Origin of the sequence: Pseudoalteromonas sp. UG3-2, from assembly GCF_037120705.1 — a bacterium.
Taxonomy (GTDB): domain Bacteria; phylum Pseudomonadota; class Gammaproteobacteria; order Enterobacterales; family Alteromonadaceae; genus Pseudoalteromonas.
The window spans coordinates 3,107,113-3,125,194 of sequence record NZ_JAWLJU010000002.1 but is presented as its reverse complement, the minus strand read 5'-3'; the positions used below and the strand labels follow the sequence as shown (position 1 = coordinate 3,125,194).

At 44.6% G+C, this 18,082-nt stretch carries 15 protein-coding genes and 11 tRNA genes; 21 read left to right on the top strand and 5 right to left on the bottom strand.

The annotated features are described in order from the left end of the window. Window positions 1–62: 62 nt before the first annotated feature. The 13 genes from ychF to R3P39_RS17160 all read left to right on the top strand — a co-directional run bounded on the left by ychF (window position 63) and on the right by R3P39_RS17160 (window position 3,967). Window positions 63–1,154 (top strand): redox-regulated ATPase YchF, encoded by a 1,092-nt coding sequence (gene ychF, locus R3P39_RS17220; protein WP_336568993.1) that lies wholly within the window; start codon window positions 63–65, stop codon window positions 1,152–1,154. 277 nt (window positions 1,155–1,431) lie between these two features. After that, a tRNA-Met gene (locus R3P39_RS17215) sits at window positions 1,432–1,508 on the top strand. Window positions 1,509–1,632: 124 nt separating this feature from the next. Continuing rightward, window positions 1,633–1,717: transfer RNA gene (locus R3P39_RS17210), tRNA-Leu, on the top strand. 150 nt (window positions 1,718–1,867) lie between these two features. Beyond that, window positions 1,868–1,942: transfer RNA gene (locus R3P39_RS17205), tRNA-Gln, on the top strand. A 1-nt stretch (window position 1,943) separates the two neighbouring features. Then, window positions 1,944–2,028, top strand: a tRNA-Leu gene (locus R3P39_RS17200). 40 nt (window positions 2,029–2,068) lie between these two features. Then, window positions 2,069–2,143: transfer RNA gene (locus R3P39_RS17195), tRNA-Gln, on the top strand. A gap of 1 nt (window position 2,144) precedes the next feature. Continuing rightward, a tRNA-Leu gene (locus tag R3P39_RS17190) sits at window positions 2,145–2,229 on the top strand. Window positions 2,230–2,393: 164 nt separating this feature from the next. Then, window positions 2,394–2,468, top strand: a tRNA-Gln gene (locus R3P39_RS17185). A gap of 1 nt (window position 2,469) precedes the next feature. Next, a tRNA-Met gene (locus R3P39_RS17180) sits at window positions 2,470–2,546 on the top strand. A gap of 160 nt (window positions 2,547–2,706) precedes the next feature. Beyond that, a tRNA-Leu gene (locus tag R3P39_RS17175) sits at window positions 2,707–2,791 on the top strand. A gap of 168 nt (window positions 2,792–2,959) precedes the next feature. Then, window positions 2,960–3,034 (top strand) — tRNA-Gln (locus R3P39_RS17170). A 199-nt stretch (window positions 3,035–3,233) separates the two neighbouring features. Then, a tRNA-Leu gene (locus R3P39_RS17165) sits at window positions 3,234–3,318 on the top strand. Window positions 3,319–3,412: 94 nt separating this feature from the next. Then, a complete protein-coding gene (locus tag R3P39_RS17160) occupies window positions 3,413–3,967 on the top strand; it encodes a hypothetical protein (RefSeq protein WP_336568992.1) in 555 nt (184 codons plus the stop codon). A gap of 70 nt (window positions 3,968–4,037) precedes the next feature. On the opposite strand, the gene R3P39_RS17155 is transcribed toward R3P39_RS17160, so the two are convergent. After that, window positions 4,038–5,204 (bottom strand): FAD-dependent oxidoreductase, encoded by a 1,167-nt coding sequence (locus R3P39_RS17155; RefSeq protein ID WP_336568991.1) that lies wholly within the window; start codon window positions 5,202–5,204, stop codon window positions 4,038–4,040. A gap of 230 nt (window positions 5,205–5,434) precedes the next feature. On the opposite strand from R3P39_RS17155, the gene miaB reads away from it, so the two are divergent. The 6 genes from miaB (at window position 5,435) to R3P39_RS17125 (ending at window position 11,654) form a co-directional block, all read left to right on the top strand. Next, window positions 5,435–6,868 (top strand): tRNA (N6-isopentenyl adenosine(37)-C2)-methylthiotransferase MiaB, encoded by a 1,434-nt coding sequence (miaB, locus tag R3P39_RS17150; RefSeq protein WP_336568990.1) that lies wholly within the window; start codon window positions 5,435–5,437, stop codon window positions 6,866–6,868. 51 nt (window positions 6,869–6,919) lie between these two features. Beyond that, the gene (locus tag R3P39_RS17145) at window positions 6,920–7,957 is read left to right on the top strand and encodes a PhoH family protein (RefSeq protein ID WP_336568989.1); all 1,038 of its coding nucleotides are present in this window, start codon (window positions 6,920–6,922) and stop codon (window positions 7,955–7,957) included. Further along, entirely contained in the window at window positions 7,958–8,416 is a 459-nt protein-coding gene (gene ybeY, locus R3P39_RS17140) for an rRNA maturation RNase YbeY (RefSeq protein WP_336568988.1), read from the top strand. It abuts the gene before it with no gap. 21 nt (window positions 8,417–8,437) lie between these two features. Further along, window positions 8,438–9,316, top strand: coding sequence for a CNNM family magnesium/cobalt transport protein CorC (gene corC / locus R3P39_RS17135; RefSeq protein WP_336568987.1), 879 nt, complete (start codon window positions 8,438–8,440; stop codon window positions 9,314–9,316). After that, window positions 9,294–10,874 carry an apolipoprotein N-acyltransferase gene (lnt, locus tag R3P39_RS17130; RefSeq protein WP_336568986.1) on the top strand — a complete coding sequence of 527 codons (1,581 nt, stop codon included), beginning with the start codon at window positions 9,294–9,296 and terminating at the stop codon, window positions 10,872–10,874. The genes corC and lnt overlap by 23 nt, the downstream gene beginning before the upstream one ends. A gap of 117 nt (window positions 10,875–10,991) precedes the next feature. Next, window positions 10,992–11,654 (top strand): hypothetical protein, encoded by a 663-nt coding sequence (locus R3P39_RS17125; RefSeq protein ID WP_336568985.1) that lies wholly within the window; start codon window positions 10,992–10,994, stop codon window positions 11,652–11,654. On the opposite strand, the gene R3P39_RS17120 is transcribed toward R3P39_RS17125, so the two are convergent. Further along, entirely contained in the window at window positions 11,651–12,373 is a 723-nt protein-coding gene (locus tag R3P39_RS17120; protein ID WP_336568984.1) for an SIR2 family NAD-dependent protein deacylase, read from the bottom strand. The two genes, R3P39_RS17125 and R3P39_RS17120, sit on opposite strands and share 4 nt — an antisense overlap. Window positions 12,374–12,377: 4 nt before the next feature. Then, window positions 12,378–12,842, bottom strand: coding sequence for a winged helix-turn-helix domain-containing protein (locus tag R3P39_RS17115; RefSeq protein ID WP_336568981.1), 465 nt, complete (start codon window positions 12,840–12,842; stop codon window positions 12,378–12,380). A gap of 249 nt (window positions 12,843–13,091) precedes the next feature. Here R3P39_RS17115 and R3P39_RS17110 point away from each other — a divergent pair, with 249 nt between their 5' ends. Together R3P39_RS17110 and R3P39_RS17105 are read left to right on the top strand one after the other, a co-directional pair. Next, a complete protein-coding gene (locus R3P39_RS17110; RefSeq protein ID WP_336568980.1) occupies window positions 13,092–13,460 on the top strand; it encodes a hypothetical protein in 369 nt (122 codons plus the stop codon). 129 nt (window positions 13,461–13,589) lie between these two features. Continuing rightward, window positions 13,590–14,183 (top strand): outer membrane beta-barrel protein, encoded by a 594-nt coding sequence (locus tag R3P39_RS17105; protein ID WP_336568977.1) that lies wholly within the window; start codon window positions 13,590–13,592, stop codon window positions 14,181–14,183. An 8-nt stretch (window positions 14,184–14,191) separates the two neighbouring features. Here R3P39_RS17105 and uvrB read toward each other — a convergent pair whose 3' ends face one another. Continuing rightward, the gene (gene uvrB / locus R3P39_RS17100; RefSeq protein ID WP_336568976.1) at window positions 14,192–16,195 is read right to left on the bottom strand and encodes an excinuclease ABC subunit UvrB; all 2,004 of its coding nucleotides are present in this window, start codon (window positions 16,193–16,195) and stop codon (window positions 14,192–14,194) included. Then, window positions 16,195–17,571 (bottom strand): MATE family efflux transporter, encoded by a 1,377-nt coding sequence (locus tag R3P39_RS17095; protein ID WP_336568974.1) that lies wholly within the window; start codon window positions 17,569–17,571, stop codon window positions 16,195–16,197. The genes uvrB and R3P39_RS17095 overlap by 1 nt, the downstream gene beginning before the upstream one ends. Window positions 17,572–18,082 lie beyond the last annotated feature (511 nt).

Genomic DNA, 18,082 nt, shown 5'->3' with positions numbered 1-18,082 from the left:
ATTGCCTTGCATGGCAGTTAAACGACTTAATATCGGCTGGGTAAAATTTAGGAATAAACACTATGGGTTTTAAATGTGGCATTGTTGGTTTACCAAATGTTGGTAAATCTACATTATTTAATGCATTGACGAAGGCGGGTATTGAAGCCGCAAACTTTCCTTTTTGTACTATCGAACCAAACACTGGTGTCGTCCCTGTACCAGATGCACGTCTTGATCAGCTTGCTGAGATCGTCAATCCACAGCGCGTTATTCCAACGTCTATGGAGTTTGTAGATATTGCAGGCTTAGTAAAAGGCGCATCAAAAGGTGAAGGACTGGGTAACCAATTCCTTGCTAATATTCGTGAAACCGACGCCATCGGCCACGTAGTTCGCTGCTTTGAAAATGAAAATATTGTTCACGTAGCTGGTCAAATAGACCCTGCAGAAGACATTGATGTTATTAACACTGAGCTAGTGCTAGCGGATATGGACAGCGCGGATCGTGCTATGCAGCGTAATGCCAAAAAAGCCAAAGGTGGCGACAAAGATGCCAAATTTGAACTGACAGTATTGGATAAAGTAAAAGCGCATTTAGATGAAGGGTTGACGCTACGCTCGTTAGAGCTGAGCAAAGAAGAAAAAGCAGCCATTGACTACATTAACTTCTTAACGATTAAACCAACCATGTACATTGCTAATGTCAATGAAGATGGTTTTGAAAATAACCCTTACCTAGACAAAGTGCGTGAAATTGCGGCTGCAGAAGATGCCGTGGTGATTCCTGTTTGTGCTGCAATTGAAGCTGAGCTTTCAGAACTTGAAGACGAAGACAAAAAAGAGTTTATGGATGACTTAGGCTTAGAAGAGCCTGGCTTAAACCTTGTTATTCGCGGCGGCTATGAGCTACTTAAGTTACAAACTTACTTTACGGCTGGCGTAAAAGAAGTACGTGCTTGGACTATTCCAATTGGTGCTACAGCACCACAGGCCGCTGGTAAAATCCACACCGATTTTGAACGTGGCTTTATTCGTGCTCAAACCATTGGCTTTGCAGACTACATTGAATACCGTGGTGAAGCTGGCGCTAAAGATGCTGGCAAGATGCGCCAAGAAGGCAAAGACTACATCGTTAAAGACGGCGATGTCATGAACTTCTTATTTAATGTGTAAGTATTGCTAGCAGTAAGCGCAAAGCATAACACACCATTTAATTAAAAAAGGAGCGCCAGCTCCTTTTTTGTTTTCATCAAATCAAGACTGGATTTGCTAAACTGATGTGAAATAGTTGCAAGTAGGTATGTGGGTTTGATATAAAAACAGGCCGTTTCGCTTAATTTATCTGCAAACAAACTATGTTAGCGGAAATTTTGCAAAAAAGGTGTTGACGGCTTCGGGGCATATACGCATAATACGCCCCGCATCAGCAATGATGAGAAATTAAAGAGATGGCTATGTAGCTCAGCTGGTTAGAGCACATCACTCATAATGATGGGGTCCCCTGTTCAAATCAGGGCATAGCCACCATGCTTTAATTACTACCAAAACTCATCAATTTAGTTGATTCAAAAATGCGGAAGTGGCGGAATTGGCCAGACGTTTTGAAATAAACGCTGGATTTAGGTTCCCTTACACAGATGCAAAAAGTTGTGCGGAAGTGGCGGAATTGGTAGACGCGCTGGATTTAGGTTCCAGTATCTTCGGATGTGAGAGTTCAAGTCTCTCCTTCCGCACCATATTCTTTTAAATCAGAATTAAAACAGATTTTATTTTCGTTGGAGTATCGCCAAGCGGTAAGGCAGAGAAGAGAGAGGTTTTGATCCCTCAATCATCCACCCCCAGATTCAAATCCTGGGTTCAACAAATTATTGATTTGAAATTTTCGTTGGAGTATCGCCAAGCGGTAAGGCAGCGGGTTTTGATCCCGCCATTCCCAGGTTCAAATCCTGGTACTCCAGCCATGCGGAAGTGGCGGAATTGGTAGACGCGCTGGATTTAGGTTCCAGTATCTTCGGATGTGAGAGTTCAAGTCTCTCCTTCCGCACCATATTCTTTTAAATCAGAATTAAAACAGATTTTATTTTCGTTGGAGTATCGCCAAGCGGTAAGGCAGCGGGTTTTGATCCCGCCATTCCCAGGTTCAAATCCTGGTACTCCAGCCATGCGGAAGTGGCGGAATTGGTAGACGCGCTGGATTTAGGTTCCAGTATCTTCGGATGTGAGAGTTCAAGTCTCTCCTTCCGCACCATATTCTTTTAAATCAGAATTAAAACAGATTTTATTTTCGTTGGAGTATCGCCTCGCCACGAAGTGGAAGCGGTAAGGCAGAGAAGAGAGAGGTTTTGATCCCTCACTCATCCACCCCCAGCTTCAAATCCTGGGTTCAACAAGTTATTGATTTGAAATTTTCGTTGGAGTATCGCCAAGCGGTAAGGCAGCGGGTTTTGATCCCGCCATTCCCAGGTTCAAATCCTGGTACTCCAGCCATGGCTATGTAGCTCAGCTGGTTAGAGCACATCACTCATAATGATGGGGTCCCCTGTTCAAATCAGGGCATAGCCACCATTTTTCTGGTAATGTTGGAATTGGAAGTTGTCTTGAAATAGACGCTGGATTTAGGTTCCCTTACACAGATGCAAAAAGTTGTGCTGAAGTGGCGGAATTGGCCAGATGTTTTGAAATAAACGCTGGATTTAGGTTCCCTTACACAGATGCAAAAAGTTGTGCGGAAGTGGCGGAATTGGTAGACGCGCTGGATTTAGGTTCCAGTATCTTCGGATGTGAGAGTTCAAGTCTCTCCTTCCGCACCATGTTCTTTCAATCAGAACTAAAACATTGAGCTTACCTCTATTGCTGGGTATCGTCTCGACACGAAGTGGAAGCGGTAAGGCAGAGAAGAGAGAGGTTTTGATCCCTCACTCATCCACCTCAGATTCAAATACTGGGTTAAAAATTTGTTTTGAGCTTACCTCTATTGCTGGAGTATCGCCAAGCGGTAAGGCAGCGGGTTTTGATCCCGCCATTCCCAGGTTCAAATCCTGGTACTCCAGCCATCTCTTTTGAGATGCAATATAGTTATATACACCAAAATAATGTGCAGAAGTGGCGGAATTGGCCAGATGTCTTGAAATAGACGCTGGATTTAGGTTCCCTTACACAGATGCGAAATAATGTGCGGAAGTGACGGAATTGGCCAGATGTCTTGAAGTAGACGCTGGATTTAGGTTCCCTTACACAGATGCGAAATAATGTGCGGAAGTGGCGGAATTGGTAGACGCGCTGGATTTAGGTTCCAGTATCTTCGGATGTGAGAGTTCAAGTCTCTCCTTCCGCACCATTTATTATCATCCTTTCTAATTATATTTCATTCGTTCATCTCAGGCTAATGTTGTATCCGTTATTCTTAAGTTTTATCGCTGCAAGGAATAACCGTGTTAAAGCGTCTTTTTCTCTTACTTACCTGTGCATTAGCATCGAATACAACCTATGCTGCGAATAATGCCTGCTTACCACCTCAAATCGAACTCTCGCTGACACACTTTAGCTATTGCCTTTCTCAAAGCCAGGTGGACAAAATTTCATTTAATACCTTTGCTAATGGCTCCTACTCTATATTAATCAATGGTGAGCAAGAAAAGTTGAGGTTAAGCCTAATGTCTAGCTCAAGCGCTTTAGCCGGTTTGCCAAAAAAATACGATTTACAGCCCTTAACCTTCTTGAATCAGCTATTAAATGAAAACGTTGATATACACAGCAACGACAGAGAGAAATTACATCGGGTATTCGGCTTAATTGACGAAGCTAACCTGTTCACCGCTAGCGACAAAGGGAATCATGTTTTTTCTTCAATCAGGGCTTCAGGAAATCAAACCGCGTATATTTTAAATGCCGATAGCCGCTGGCTGCTCAAAATTGAAGGCCAATTTGAAATCGGTGAGCTTATGTCACAGGTGAATAGATTAGAATTTAATCCGCCGCCAGGGTAAGCGGCGGTAGGGTATACTTTGCGGATTTATTGCTAGTATTAATCGACATTACTATTTACTTAAACTGCAATCAGAACCCCACGCCACCCATGGCATGTTTTAGCACTTGCTTTTTAATCGGGCCGGCCTTGTTTCCAAGGTTTAACGCAAGGTTTCTTAGATGTTTTAACGGCCCCAGCTGATTAGAGAAACCAAAATAACAGGCATCCATCATGCTCATCATCAATAAGTTACCTTTCCTGCGCTCAGACTCATAAGTTTTTAACGCTTTTAAACTGCCAATATCTTCCTGGCTTTCTAACGCTTGAGCTAATGCCTGTACGTCTTTAAAGCCAAGGTTAACCCCCTGCCCTGCTAACGGGTTAATGGTGTGTGCCGCATCACCTACTAATACTAAGCGCTCGGCTACATAGGTGTTGGCATGTTGGCGGGCAAGAGGGAATACAGCCACTTGTTCAATATCAAAGTCGCCAGGCAGCTCAAAAAACGTGTCCTTGATTTGTTCCTTTAGGGCCTTGTGATCGAGCTGCTTGAGTTGCTTTAACTTATTGCCGTTGTCATACCAAATGAGATTGGCGTAAGGATATTGCATAGGCAAGAACGCAATGGGACCTGAAGGTTTAAACTGCTGCCAAGTTTTTTCTTGTTGCGGCGCATCCAGTTTAATTAACACCCCCATACAATGCTGATCGTACTGCCAGCCGGTGACACCAATGCCAGCCATTTGCCGTATTATGGAGCGGCCACCGTCTGCGGCAATCAATACATCAGCAGTAAACTGCTGAGTAGAGTAAGAAACGGTAATACTATCACTGTCTCGAGTGATCGCCACAGGTAAGCCTTGGGGTGATACCACATCAATGTCTAACGCCGCAAACTGCTGCCACAATGCCGCCTGGATCAGCTTGTTTTCAATTAAATGCCCTAAGTGTGAACTGTTCAGCTCTTGGCAATCAAACACCAACTGACCTGGTTTCGATTCATAGGCTTCAAGTTGTTTGTATTGCGCTGCTCTGGTCTTTCTCAACAAAGGCATTGCCTGGAGCTCATCAAGTAACTGCTCAGAAAAGCGATTAATGGCTGAAACACGAATATCTACTTCATTACTGTTAAGCACTTGCTCAGCAGAAATGGGGTTTTGTTCGATCACTGTTACCTTAATACCTTGTTTTGCCAGTTTTACCGCAGCGGCCGCGCCAACCATACCGCCGCCAACAATCAGTGCTTTGTTTTTCATGCCATATTCCACTTTTTTGAGTCCTAGTGCATTGTAACCTATATCAAACTTGATGTTGGCTTAAAACCCCATCTGTTGATCCACATTTTGAAAGTTAAAATCTATACTTGGCTAGACAAGATAGGTCATATAAAATACGCGTCCTTTAGGCATAATGATATCAATTCAGCATCGCCCACACGAGAAACGCGTAGTGCTAAATACCGAGTTGTAAACGAGGCAATATTTAAATGAGTAAAAAACTGCATATTAAAACCTGGGGTTGTCAAATGAATGAATACGACTCCCAGAAAATGGCGGATCTTTTGGATTCTACAAATGGCTATCAGCTTACTGAAGCAGCTGAGCAGGCTGATGTGATCCTACTCAACACTTGCTCGATACGTGAGAAAGCGCAAGAAAAGGTTTTCCACCAACTTGGTCGTTGGAAGCTATTAAAAGACACCAACCCAAATCTAGTGATTGGCGTTGGTGGTTGTGTGGCTTCACAAGAAGGCGATGTTATTCGTCAACGTGCGCCTTTTGTTGATATTGTTTTCGGTCCGCAAACATTACACCGCCTGCCAGAAATGATCCGTCAAGTGCAAGATAAAGAAGGGTCAGTGGTTGATATTTCATTCCCTGAAATTGAAAAGTTCGACCGTTTGCCAGAGCCAAAAGCGGAAGGGCCAACGGCGTTTGTTTCTATTATGGAAGGCTGCTCGAAATACTGTACTTTCTGCGTGGTGCCTTACACTCGCGGTGAAGAAGTAAGCCGGCCATTGGATGACGTGATTTTAGAAGTGGCTCAGCTTGCTGAGCAAGGCGTACGTGAAGTTAACTTACTGGGTCAAAACGTTAATGCCTACCGCGGTGAAATGCACGATGGTGAAATCTGTTATTTCTCTGATTTATTACGTTATGTGGCTGCCATTGATGGTATTGACCGTATTCGTTACACCACTTCACACCCTGTGGAATTTACTCCCGATATCATCGAAGCCTATGCCGATGTGCCAGAGTTGGTCGATCATTTACACCTGCCGGTACAAAGTGGCTCGGACCGTATCTTGAATCTGATGAAGCGTGGTCATACGGCGCTTGAGTACAAGTCTACCATTCGTAAGCTGCGTAAGATCCGCCCTAACCTAAGTATGTCGTCAGACTTCATTATCGGCTTCCCTGGTGAGTCCAATGCCGACTTTGAAGCAACCATGAACCTGATTAACGACATTGGTTTTGACATGAGCTTTAGCTTTATCTATTCAGCGCGTCCAGGTACCCCAGCAGCGGATTTACCTGACGATGTTGCTGAGTCTGAGAAAAAAGAACGCTTATATATTTTGCAAAACCGTATTAATCAAATGGCGCAAGATATTAGCCGTAAGATGCACGGCACCGAACAGCGCATCCTAGTAGAAGGCCCGTCGAAGAAAAATCCTATGGAGCTGCGTGGCCGTACTGAAAATAACCGCGTAGTAAACTTTGAAGGTCCACATTCTGTGATCGGTCAATTCGTTGATGTACGTATTACCGAGGCGCTACCTAATTCATTGCGCGGCGAACTCATTCGCACCGAGGCAGAGATGGACCTACGTCGCGATGTTAAACCTTCAGACATCTTAAACAAAGCGCCACAAGAGCCTGAAGCCAACGCCATAGGCGTTGCGACTTTTACCCCTTAGCTTTACATTACACGCTAGCTTCGGCTAGCGTGATTTATATAGGAAGACATTTTGAGTAATCAGTTAAAGAATATAGAAATTTACTTAGAACCCGCCGATAACCATCGACTTTCCTCCCTGTGTGGCCCGTTCGACGAAAACTTAAAACAAATAGAGCGACGCTTAGGGGTGGAGATTGCCCATCGTGACAACTGGTTTAAAGTAACCGGTCAAGTGGTTACTGCTAAAGCCGCTGTAGACATTCTAAAATCTTTATATGTTGAAACTCAGCCTGTTAAAGGAAAGATGCATGAAATTGAGCCAGATCAGGTGCACCTTGCCATTACAGAAGCGAATGTCTTAGAGCAAGAAGCTCCTTCGGTATGGGACAAAGAGGTTTACATTAAAACTCGCCGTGGCGTGATCAAGCCACGCAACCCAAATCAGAGCCAATATGTGGCAAATATCTTAAACCACGATATTACCTTTGGTGTTGGCCCTGCAGGTACCGGTAAAACCTACCTTGCCGTTGCCGCAGCAGTTGATGCCCTTGAACGCCAAGAAATACGCCGTATTTTGCTTACCCGTCCAGCGGTTGAAGCTGGTGAGAAACTGGGTTTTCTACCAGGTGATTTAACCCAGAAAATCGATCCCTATTTACGACCACTTTACGACGCCTTGTTTGAAATGCTGGGCTTTGAGAAAGTGGAAAGGCTAATCGAAAAAAACGTGATTGAAGTGGCACCACTGGCCTATATGCGTGGTCGTACTCTTAATGATGCCTTTATTATTCTTGATGAAAGCCAAAACACCACGACAGAACAAATGAAGATGTTTCTGACTCGGATTGGATTTAATTCCAAAGCCGTTATCACCGGTGATATCACGCAAATCGATCTACCTCGAGGTGCTCGCTCAGGCTTGCGTCATGCGGTAGAAGTATTAAGTGAAGTGGATGAAATTTCTTTCAACTTCTTTAAGTCTCATGATGTGGTCAGACACCCAGTGGTGGCTAGAATCGTAGAAGCCTACGAGAAAAAAGAAGAACAAGAACGTCAAGCCAAAGCTGCCAAATATCAGGCAAAGCAGCAATCAACCGAGGATAAGTAGTTGCAACTAACCCTAGACTTACAACTGGCCTGCGAGTTTGCCAACTTACCTTCAGAAGCGCAGTTTCAACGCTGGGCTGAGCATGCGCTAAGCTCTTTTCGCGAACAAGCAGAGATGACCATTCGCTTAGTCGAAAACGCCGAAAGCCAAGAGCTTAATAGCCAATACCGTGGCAAAGAAAAGCCAACCAATGTTTTATCCTTTGAATTTGATGCCCCACCGGGAATTGAATTGCCACTTATTGGTGATTTAATTATTGCTCCGGCAGTGGTACTACAAGAAGCACAAGAGCAAGAAAAGACGTTTCATGACCATTTTGCTCACATGGTGATCCATGGCTGCTTGCATTTACTCGGATTTGACCATATAAATGAACAGGACGCGGTAGAAATGGAAACCATTGAGAAGCAAATACTTGCCACTTTGGATATCGCCGATCCTTACAGAGACGATTGTTAATAAACGGAGCAGACATAACTAATGAGCGACGATAACTCGCAAAGTAGTCAGGGTTCTTCTAGCAAGACCTGGCTGGGACGCATCACACAGATGCTGCAAGGGGAACCCCAAAACAAAGAAGAACTGGCTGAGGTCATTGCTGATGCGCAAGAGCGCCAGCTTATCGATCCTGAAACCAAGGACATGATGGAAGGTGTACTGAGTGTCTCTGAACTGAAAGTACGCGATATTATGATCCCGCGTTCGCAAATGATCACCCTTGATGTTGATCAGTCTCTGGCTGCGCAATTACCCATGATGGTGGAGTCTTCGCACTCACGCTTTCCGGTGATATGTGAAGATAAAGATCACGTCGAAGGCATTTTGCTGGCTAAAGATCTGCTCCCTCTTATTTTACGCGATGAAACCGAGCTCCCTGCGATCCGTGAATACCTGCGCCCAGCCGTTGTGGTTCCAGAAAGTAAACGGGTTGATACGCTACTGAATGAGTTTCGTCAGAAGCGCTACCATATGGCCATCGTAATCGATGAATACGGTGGTGTTTCTGGTCTCGTTACCATCGAAGACATTTTAGAAACCATCGTCGGTGAGATTGAAGACGAACACGATGATGATGAAGATCAACAAGATATTCGCCAGCTGTCAAAGCACGTTTATACCGTGCAAGCCTTAACGCCGCTGGATGAATTTAATGAGTTCTTTAATACCAATTATGACACCCAAGAAGCTGACACCATTGGCGGTATTATTTTGCATGCCTTTGGTCATATGCCTAGCCGCGGTGAAACCATAGATATAGATCCCCTTCAGTTTAAGGTAACTAACTCCGACAACCGGAGGATCTTACAAATTCAAGTAAGTATACCTAAATCTGAACATGTTGAAGACTCTAGCTTCTAAGTTAAGCGCTTTAGCACAAGATAAAGTTGCATGGCTGGCCTTGTTGGCTGGCTGTGTGCTTACCTTTGCATACGCCCCGTTTGGCCTGTGGCCGCTGACCATTCTTTGCCTTACTTTGGCATTGTGGCTTACTGATAATGGCCATGCCAAACACGTTGCTAAATACGCATTTTTATTTGCTTTTGGCTGGTTTGCAGCGGGGATCAGCTGGGTCCACGTGTCCATTGCTGAATTCGGCGGTCTACCGCTGCCGATTTCCATACTATTAATGGCACTACTTTGTGCTTACCTTGCTATTTACCCGACTTTGGCACTGTTATTTGGTCATTACTTTAGGCATTCGCCGTGGCAGCGCAGTGGTGCACTAGTCATTGGCTTTGCCGTGACTGAATGGCTACGAGGCCACCTATTAACGGGTTTCCCTTGGCTGAGTTTTGGTTATTCACTCACCGATTCGCCGCTGAATGTATTGGCCCCTTGGGTGGGTGAGTTTGGCTTAACTTTAATCACCGTATTTATGGCCTGTGTTCTGTATTACTTGCTGCTTAAGCGAGCATTTCACTTTGCCGTGGCCGGCGTTGCTGTGTTACTGGGCTTGTTCAGTGTGCCCTATTTCAGTCAATCGCCCACCCATTATTCTGGCCACTCAATTACCACTTTGCTGGTGCAAGGCAACATTAAACAAAGTCTGCGTTGGCAGCCTGAACAGTTTTGGCCCACCATGTCGAAATACCGCGATATGACTCGTAAACATTGGCAAAACGTCGATTTAGTGGTGTGGCCTGAGGCCGCTATCCCTGAATTTGAGGACATCGCCTACCCGTTTTTAGAAGGACTTGATAAAGCCGCCGCATTTAATGATACCGCCTTGATCACAGGTATCCCCGATTATCAGTTTGCCACTAAAACCGCATACAACACGCTAATTACTTTGGGCAAAAAAGAAAAGCTGGACAGCGAAGGACAATACCACTACTTACACAAGAATCGTTATCAAAAGCATCAATTACTGCCAATTGGTGAGTTTGTGCCATTTGAAGCGCTGTTACGCCCCATCGCTCCGCTGTTTAACTTAGCCATGTCATCTTTTACTCGCGGCGCAGAAGTACAACCTAACTTACTTGCCAATGGTTTGCATGTATTGCCTGCCATTTGCTATGAAATTGCCTTTAGCGAGCTGGTCAGAGGCAATTTTAAGGCACAATCAGATCTGTTATTCACAGTCAGTAACGATGCCTGGTTTGGCGACTCTCATGGCCCTCATCAACATATGCAGATTGCCAGAATGCGTGCTCTGGAGCTGCAACGCCCGCTGGTGAGAGTTACCAACAATGGGGTAACTGGTGTTTATGATCCGATTGCCCACTCTCAGCAAACCATCCCACAATTTGCCGCCAACGTTTTGAAGACCGACGTACAGCTTATCTCTGGCGTCAGTTGGTATGCCGAGCAAGGTAATCGCCCGATTTGGCTATTGCTGACAATGATACTGATAGCGCTAGGTGGTGCTCGGCTTAAGCCTTACCTGCTAAGTAAATTTGAGCGTAACTTTCTGTAGTGGTCTTAGGGTTTCCAAGTAGGCTGAAGCATAAGTTTATCCCAACCCTAAAAGCATGCCAAAACAGTACATAATAGGCTATCATAACTGCATATTTGTTAACGCATGGCTTGGTTTATGTCTAATAACCGTTTAACCCACTTCTTAGTGGCCTTAAAAAGCGCAGATGTCGATAAAATCAAAACGGCTTTCTCATCTGGCGACATTGCCGCGCAAGTCGAAGCGCTGAAGTTTCTTTTTCAAAGTACTCAAAGCAACGATAAGTTGTATGGCCACTATCAAGATATCGCCACTGTGTGTTTACAAGCTGCGAATTTCCCCGACACCATGATCGGGGCGATTAATTCATTGGAAAAATTCGCATTCTTTAGCGCCCCACTGCTCCAAACTGAGCAAGTTACCCGGCAAAATCAACAAGGCAACAATATATTACATACGCTGCTGGCGACACTCAGTGCCGAAGATAATGGCCTGAACTACTTGAGGACACTGTTGCACTTTGAGAGTAAAGAACAGCTGCAACAGGCTTTGTGGCAAAGAAATAATAAGCAGTTAACCCCGCTAGAGTGCTACCTAGCATTAAACCCAAACACCGACGCGTTAGCCATTCAGGAGCTGAGTGCTTTGTTGGGGTTAATAGAAATTGAGCGCCGCGGCCCACATACGCTAATGAACCATAACGCCAGTGTTATTGAGTCACACTTAAAACAACAACAACGATTAAGTAGTTATAAACGCTTTTTATTGACCACCTACTACAGCGCTGAAGCGAGTCTTTAACCACCAAGACTATCGATGTAGTCGTTGGCCGTCATACGATGGTAAGTGACCTTATTGTGCATAATCGCCGCTGGGTGAGGGTCTACGACTTCGATGGCAATGTCATTTAGCCTAGCAATTTCCAGTGCCATTTGGGTGATATTGACACTAAACGACGTGCCCATAAACACCATTTTATCGGCATTGTGCATCTGTGCTTGGGCTTCAGAAATGCGATATAAATCGGTATAGAACTCATCAAATAACAGCACATAAGGCTTCAAAGAGACGCCCTTTTGCGGTCCTTTAGCGCCAATTTTAAACAGCTCAAGCAGTGATGAGGCCAGTGCACTGTCGTCCACTTCATCCCAAGGCGCTGGTTGCGGTGTCACCATCTCACCCTGAGTGTGAAATGGCGTCACCTGATCAACTCGACCATGAATGGCGATGTAATCTCGATTGTCAGCTTTGCCATCTAAGCCATCAATATTTTGGGTGATCAGGCATTTATCTTTTAACCACAGATGCGTGCGGTTGGGGCCATGGTGGCGATAGCGGACAAAACGCTGATAATACCACTGTAAAAACTCACTGGGGTGCTGTTTATACATGGCCCGTGTAGCCATTTGCTGCGGCGTGTAATTCGCCGAGCCAATAGTCCAATAACCATCTTCACCACGAAATGTCGGTATACCACTTTGTGCGCTTACCCCGGCTCCGGTGATGTAGAGTGTCTTCATGGCATTAAGAAACGCTAAAGTAAACCGCTGCTGCAAGGGCTAATGCAGCGCCAGCCAAGCCCAATAGTGGCAACTTGTTCTCCCCTTTTACTGGAGCCTCTTCAGCCTTCACTGAGGGCTGTGTATCACCCTCTGTACTTTGTGCTGGTGCTGGGTCGCTGTGTGCTTGCTCTGATACCACTGAGCAAGGAATTTGCCACTGATAGCCCTTACGTGAAAACGTTTTAATGGCGTCATCACCAAATAGCGCTCGCAGATGGCCAATATTTTGAAACACCACCTGATCGGTCACCTTGCGTTCGGGCCACGCGCTATGCAGGATATCTTCTTTGCAATGGATGGTTTCAGGAGCCGCTAAAAACAGGGCTAAAATCTTAGCCGGCTTCTGTTTTAAATTGAGCTTTTTATCGTCTTTGTGGAGTGTCAATTCTTTGCTGTCGAACAAAAAATCCTTAAAAGCATATTTCATTTTCCCTAGTTCCTAACCTTTTCGTTATTATTTTATCTGTTGATTATGCAATGCACTTAGTGTTTATAGCGAAACACCAGCGGAAAATATAGCCATTTATAATACTAATTTACAAAATACCTAAAAGTGCAGCCTAGTATAAAGTTAAACATCAGAAAATCTCTACTCTAGGGGCAGAATTAATCGTCTGGACGAACAACCAAGTTAATTATAAGCTTTTGCTTTTATTGACACAGTTAATGGTTGTCTATGGCTTTTCTGCCATTGTTATTGGCACTGATATTAATTAAAACTTCGCTGTTGGGGCTGGGCATGGTAACCATTGCGTTGGCCGCTGGTTTTAGTGTCCTGCTGCGATTGTTATCTAGGCGTTTTGATGCCAACGTCACCAAAAAACTTCGGCAACTTTTTACCATAGCCATGGTCGCGCACCTTCTCGCTTACCTGGCTTTAATCATAAAGTTATTGTTGCTGCAAGGCTGGCAGGACATACCCATGTTTATAGCCAGTCATATCGTTATTCACCATGTTTGGTGCGGCTTAACCGCTTTACTGTTAACCGTATTGACCCTAAGTAACTACCATTTACTGCGCCCATCAGAAAAAATAAGCGCATGACTCTGTAGTATTTTGTAAGTGAATATAGCGCTTAAGTAACGCTTACTTACCGTTCTTAAACGTTAGCTAACAGACCAAGGTTATACCAAGCAGTACACTTTTGCTGTGTTTTCACAATGGAATTAAAAGATGAAAAAAATAACCTTAGGATGTGTCACTCTGCTGGCCGTGAGTTTATCGGGCCAGGCTAAACAAAATAACGAGCTACACCGCCTTGGTGTCGACTTTTCTGCAGCAAGTGCCTCTTATCGCGGCTCCAGTCTCGACGGTGACGGAGTTGGCCAAGCTTACCTTTATTATAATTATCAGGTTATGCCGAAACTCACTTTTGAGCTTGGCTATACCAATGGTGCTGATCTCGACGACTGGCATTGCAAAGACGATAACGACCGCCAATTCACCTGCAACCAAAATAATAAGTCTTTATTTGGCCTTGGTGCCGACGAACTGGAATACGCCAATGTCACATTTGCCGCCAAGAGCTATTATCCGGTAACAGAAAATAGCTATTTGTACGGTAAACTCGGCTTAACCTATTTTGGCTATAAGTTTTTCCGCGATGGAAACAAATTAGGACATGATAATGGTATTGGCTATGTGCTGGAAGCCGGTTGGCAGTATGATTGGAATAACGGCATGGCTGTAAATGCCGGTTACCGACACCAAGGTATGCAAGATTTGGATATCTCCGGCTTTACCCTTGGTGTCAGTTACCGTTTTTGAGTTTGCATCTAGGCTTTAATCAGTTTTTTCTGCAACAGCTGCACTTGGTCACGAACCTGGGCAGCTTTTTCAAACTCGAGCTCCTTGGCTAACTTCATCATTTCCCCTTCCAGGCGGTCGATTTCTTTAGCAATTTCTTTGGCATCCAATGCAGGCATACCCGGTTTGAATTTATCGTCAATACTCGCTAATTGTTCATTATCAACTTCTTCACCTAAGTCCATGACATCAGTGATTTTCTTCTTTAATGCCGTTGGCGTGATGCCGTGTTCTTCGTTATAGGCTTGCTGCTTTTCACGGCGTCGTTGCGTTTCATCAATTGCCTGACGCATTGAATTAGTTATACGATCACCATATAAAATGGCTTTACCATGAAGGTGGCGTGCTGCACGACCAATGGTTTGGATCAAAGAGCGAGTGGAGCGCAAGAAGCCTTCTTTGTCCGCGTCTAATATCGCCACTAACGACACTTCTGGCATGTCTAAGCCTTCTCTTAACAGGTTGATGCCAACTAACACATCAAAAACCCCTTTTCGCAAATCCCTGATGATCTCCATGCGTTCTACGGTATCGATATCAGAGTGCAAATAGCGTACTTTGACATTGTGGTCATTGAGGTAATCGGTAAGGTCTTCCGCCATGCGCTTAGTTAATGTGGTGACCAGTACTCGCTCATTAACCTCTACCCTGCGATAAATTTCCGATAATAAGTCGTCTACCTGTGTGGCTACCGGACGTACTTCTACCTCGGGGTCTAGTAACCCAGTTGGACGGATCACCTGCTCAGCTACGTCGCCATTGGATTTTTCTAGCTCATAATCACCAGGTGTCGCCGACACATAAATAGTCTGTGGCGAAATCGCCTCAAACTCGGCAAATTTGAGTGGCCGATTATCCAGCGCTGAAGGTAATCTAAAACCATATTCCACTAGGTTTTCTTTTCGGCTGCGATCGCCTTTATACATGGCGCCGACTTGCGAGACGGTGACGTGAGACTCGTCAATTATCATTAAGGCGTCGTCAGGAAGGTAATCGAGTAATGTTGGCGGTGGCTCGCCAGGCGCTCGCCCAGAGAGGTAACGACTGTAGTTTTCAATTCCTGAGCAATAACCCAGCTCTGTCATCATTTCAATATCGTACTGAGTGCGCTGCGCAATCCGCTGCTCTTCCACCAGGCGGCTTTTATCCAGCAATTGTGCGCGACGCTCTTTAAGCTCTTTTTTGATCTTTTCTATGGCATCGAGGATCTTTTCTCTTGGCGTAACATAGTGGGTTTTTGGATAGATCGTTGCCCGTACTAAGTGCTTCTCCACAGCCCCTGTTAGGGGATCAAACAAACTTAATCGTTCAATTTCATCATCAAACATTTCAACCCGCACCGCAATGGTTTCCGATTCTGCTGGGAAGATATCAATCACTTCACCGCGGACACGGTAAGTGCCTCGGCTGAAGTCCATGTCGTTGCGGGTGTACTGCAGTTCAGCAAGGCGACGCAGCATATCTCTTTGATCTATGGTTTCGCCCACCTTCAGTAATAGCATCATCTTCATATAAGAATCAGGGTCGCCCAAACCATAAATAGCAGACACCGACGCCACTATAATGGTGTCGCGACGCTCTAATAAGGCTTTTGTGGCTGATAAACGCATTTGTTCAATGTGATCATTTATCGAGGCGTCTTTTTCTATAAAGGTATCGCTGGCAACCACATAGGCTTCGGGTTGATAATAATCATAATAAGAAACGAAGTATTCCACCGCATTGTGTGGGAAAAACTCTTTCATTTCTCCATATAGTTGCGCTGCTAATGTTTTGTTATGCGCCATTATAATGGTCGGGCGATTAAGATTATTCACTATGTTGGCCATAGTAAAAGTTTTACCTGTCCCTGTTGCTCCTAATAAGGTTTGATGCGCCAGGCCCGCCTCTAAACCATCACACAGTTGAGCGATGGCGGTCGGCTGATCACCACTTGGCTGAAATTCAGATACCAATTGAAATTTATCTTCCATTACACTTCCTCATTAGCAGCGTTGACAGCAATATCATCTATCACTTTTTTAAACCACTTATAGGCCAACACCGCAGTAAATAAATTACCCAGCGCGGCACCAACAAATAATCCAGTTAGGCCAGCCAGCTGCGAGCCCAAGTACGCCATAGGTACGTAAAATACAAACAAACGGATGACACTCAACACTAATGCCTTTAGTGGTTTATGTAAGGCATTAAAGGAGGAGTTAGTAAGAATAATCACCCCCTGTAAGCCATACCCTAGCGGCATAATGTATATAAACAGTTCAATGGTCTGTACCACTGCTGGCTCTTGACCAAATATATGACTAATAAATTGTGCACAAAGTACCAACAACACATAAATGATGAATTGAAACGCCATAACAAACTTCAGCGTTTGCGTATAAGCATCGGATACTCGGTTAAAATAGTTGGCCCCAAAGTTCTGACTAATAAACGGAGGTAAGGTCATGGACAGCGCCAGCACCACTAAGCTAGCAATAGACTCAATGCGACTACCAACACCAAAAGCCGCCACCGCTTCCGGGCCAAAGCTTGCAATCATGGCTGTCATTACCGCCATCGCTAAGGGGGTTAACATATTTGCACCTGCAGCAGGCAAGCCAATGGTGAAGATTTTTTTCGTTGCACCGATAAATGAAGTATAGCGTGCACTCAGTGACACTAACCCCTTCTTTATTATCAGCAAGTATAAAATGATGCCTACGCCTAAACTCCAGGAAATCACACTGGCCACTGCCGCCCCTTTTACGCCCATTGGCGCAATCGGCCCCCAACCAAAAATTAAAACAGGGTCGAGTATGGCGTTCACCAGCCCGCCAAGCCCCATAACGATACTTGGGGTTTTGGTATCGCCGCTGGCACGTAATACCGAGTTGCCAATCATAGGCGTGACCAATAACACTGAGCCGAGGAACCACACCGACATGTAGTCATTGATATAAGGCATAACTTCTTGGTTGGCACCAAGTAATACAAAGATAGGTTGAGTAAATAGGTAGCCAAATATTGAAAGCAGTAATACCAGCAGTGCCGAATTAATTAATGAAACAGCCGCGTCAAACTTCGCTTCTTCGAGGCGGTCACTACCCAAAGCTTTGGCTATCACCGCTGATGTGCCAATTCCTAAGCCAATGGCAAGACTAATAACAGTAAAGGTAACAGGAAAGGTAAAGCTAATGGCAGCCAGAGGTGCCGTACCCAACATACTAATAAAGAAGGTATCGACAAGATTAAACATCATCAGCGTGATCATGCCGAATATCATGGGTACAGTCATTCGCTTTAACGTCGCGCCAATATCGCCATGAAGGATATCGTTACCATTAGAATGTGGCTTGGCTTGATTCATAACAACCTATTTCGGATACTTAGGAGCGAGCCATTGTAGTCTATTCAATATCTCGTTGCTATTAACTAAGCCAAGTGAAGAAGATAAATCTGAAGCGGTTGCTGAGGGCCTAAAATAACAGTGGAATACCGATTTGAGCTGGGTTATCAACAGATCTCATCACCAACTGAGCAATTTTGACAAAATTGTGGTAATACCAACCTAAAGTAGCATGTTTTTTGCACAGACCTAGGGCGAAAAGTTCATAAAAGCTTCATACTGAGTAACAAATAAACTAAATTATCCATTTCAACTTAAACCGTTGATTTTTATGATATAAAAAATTTTCCATTTTTTACTTGAAACCGCTGCAGCGCCCAGATTTCATAGTCTTGCAATACTTCTTAAATATTAATAAACAATGTTATCCACAGATTCCGTGGATAAGTCTCTCTAAGCCAATAAAATAAAGGCCTGTAACAACCTCTAGCGACGATCGAGCTAATCGAGTGACTGATCAGCACGCAAAAAT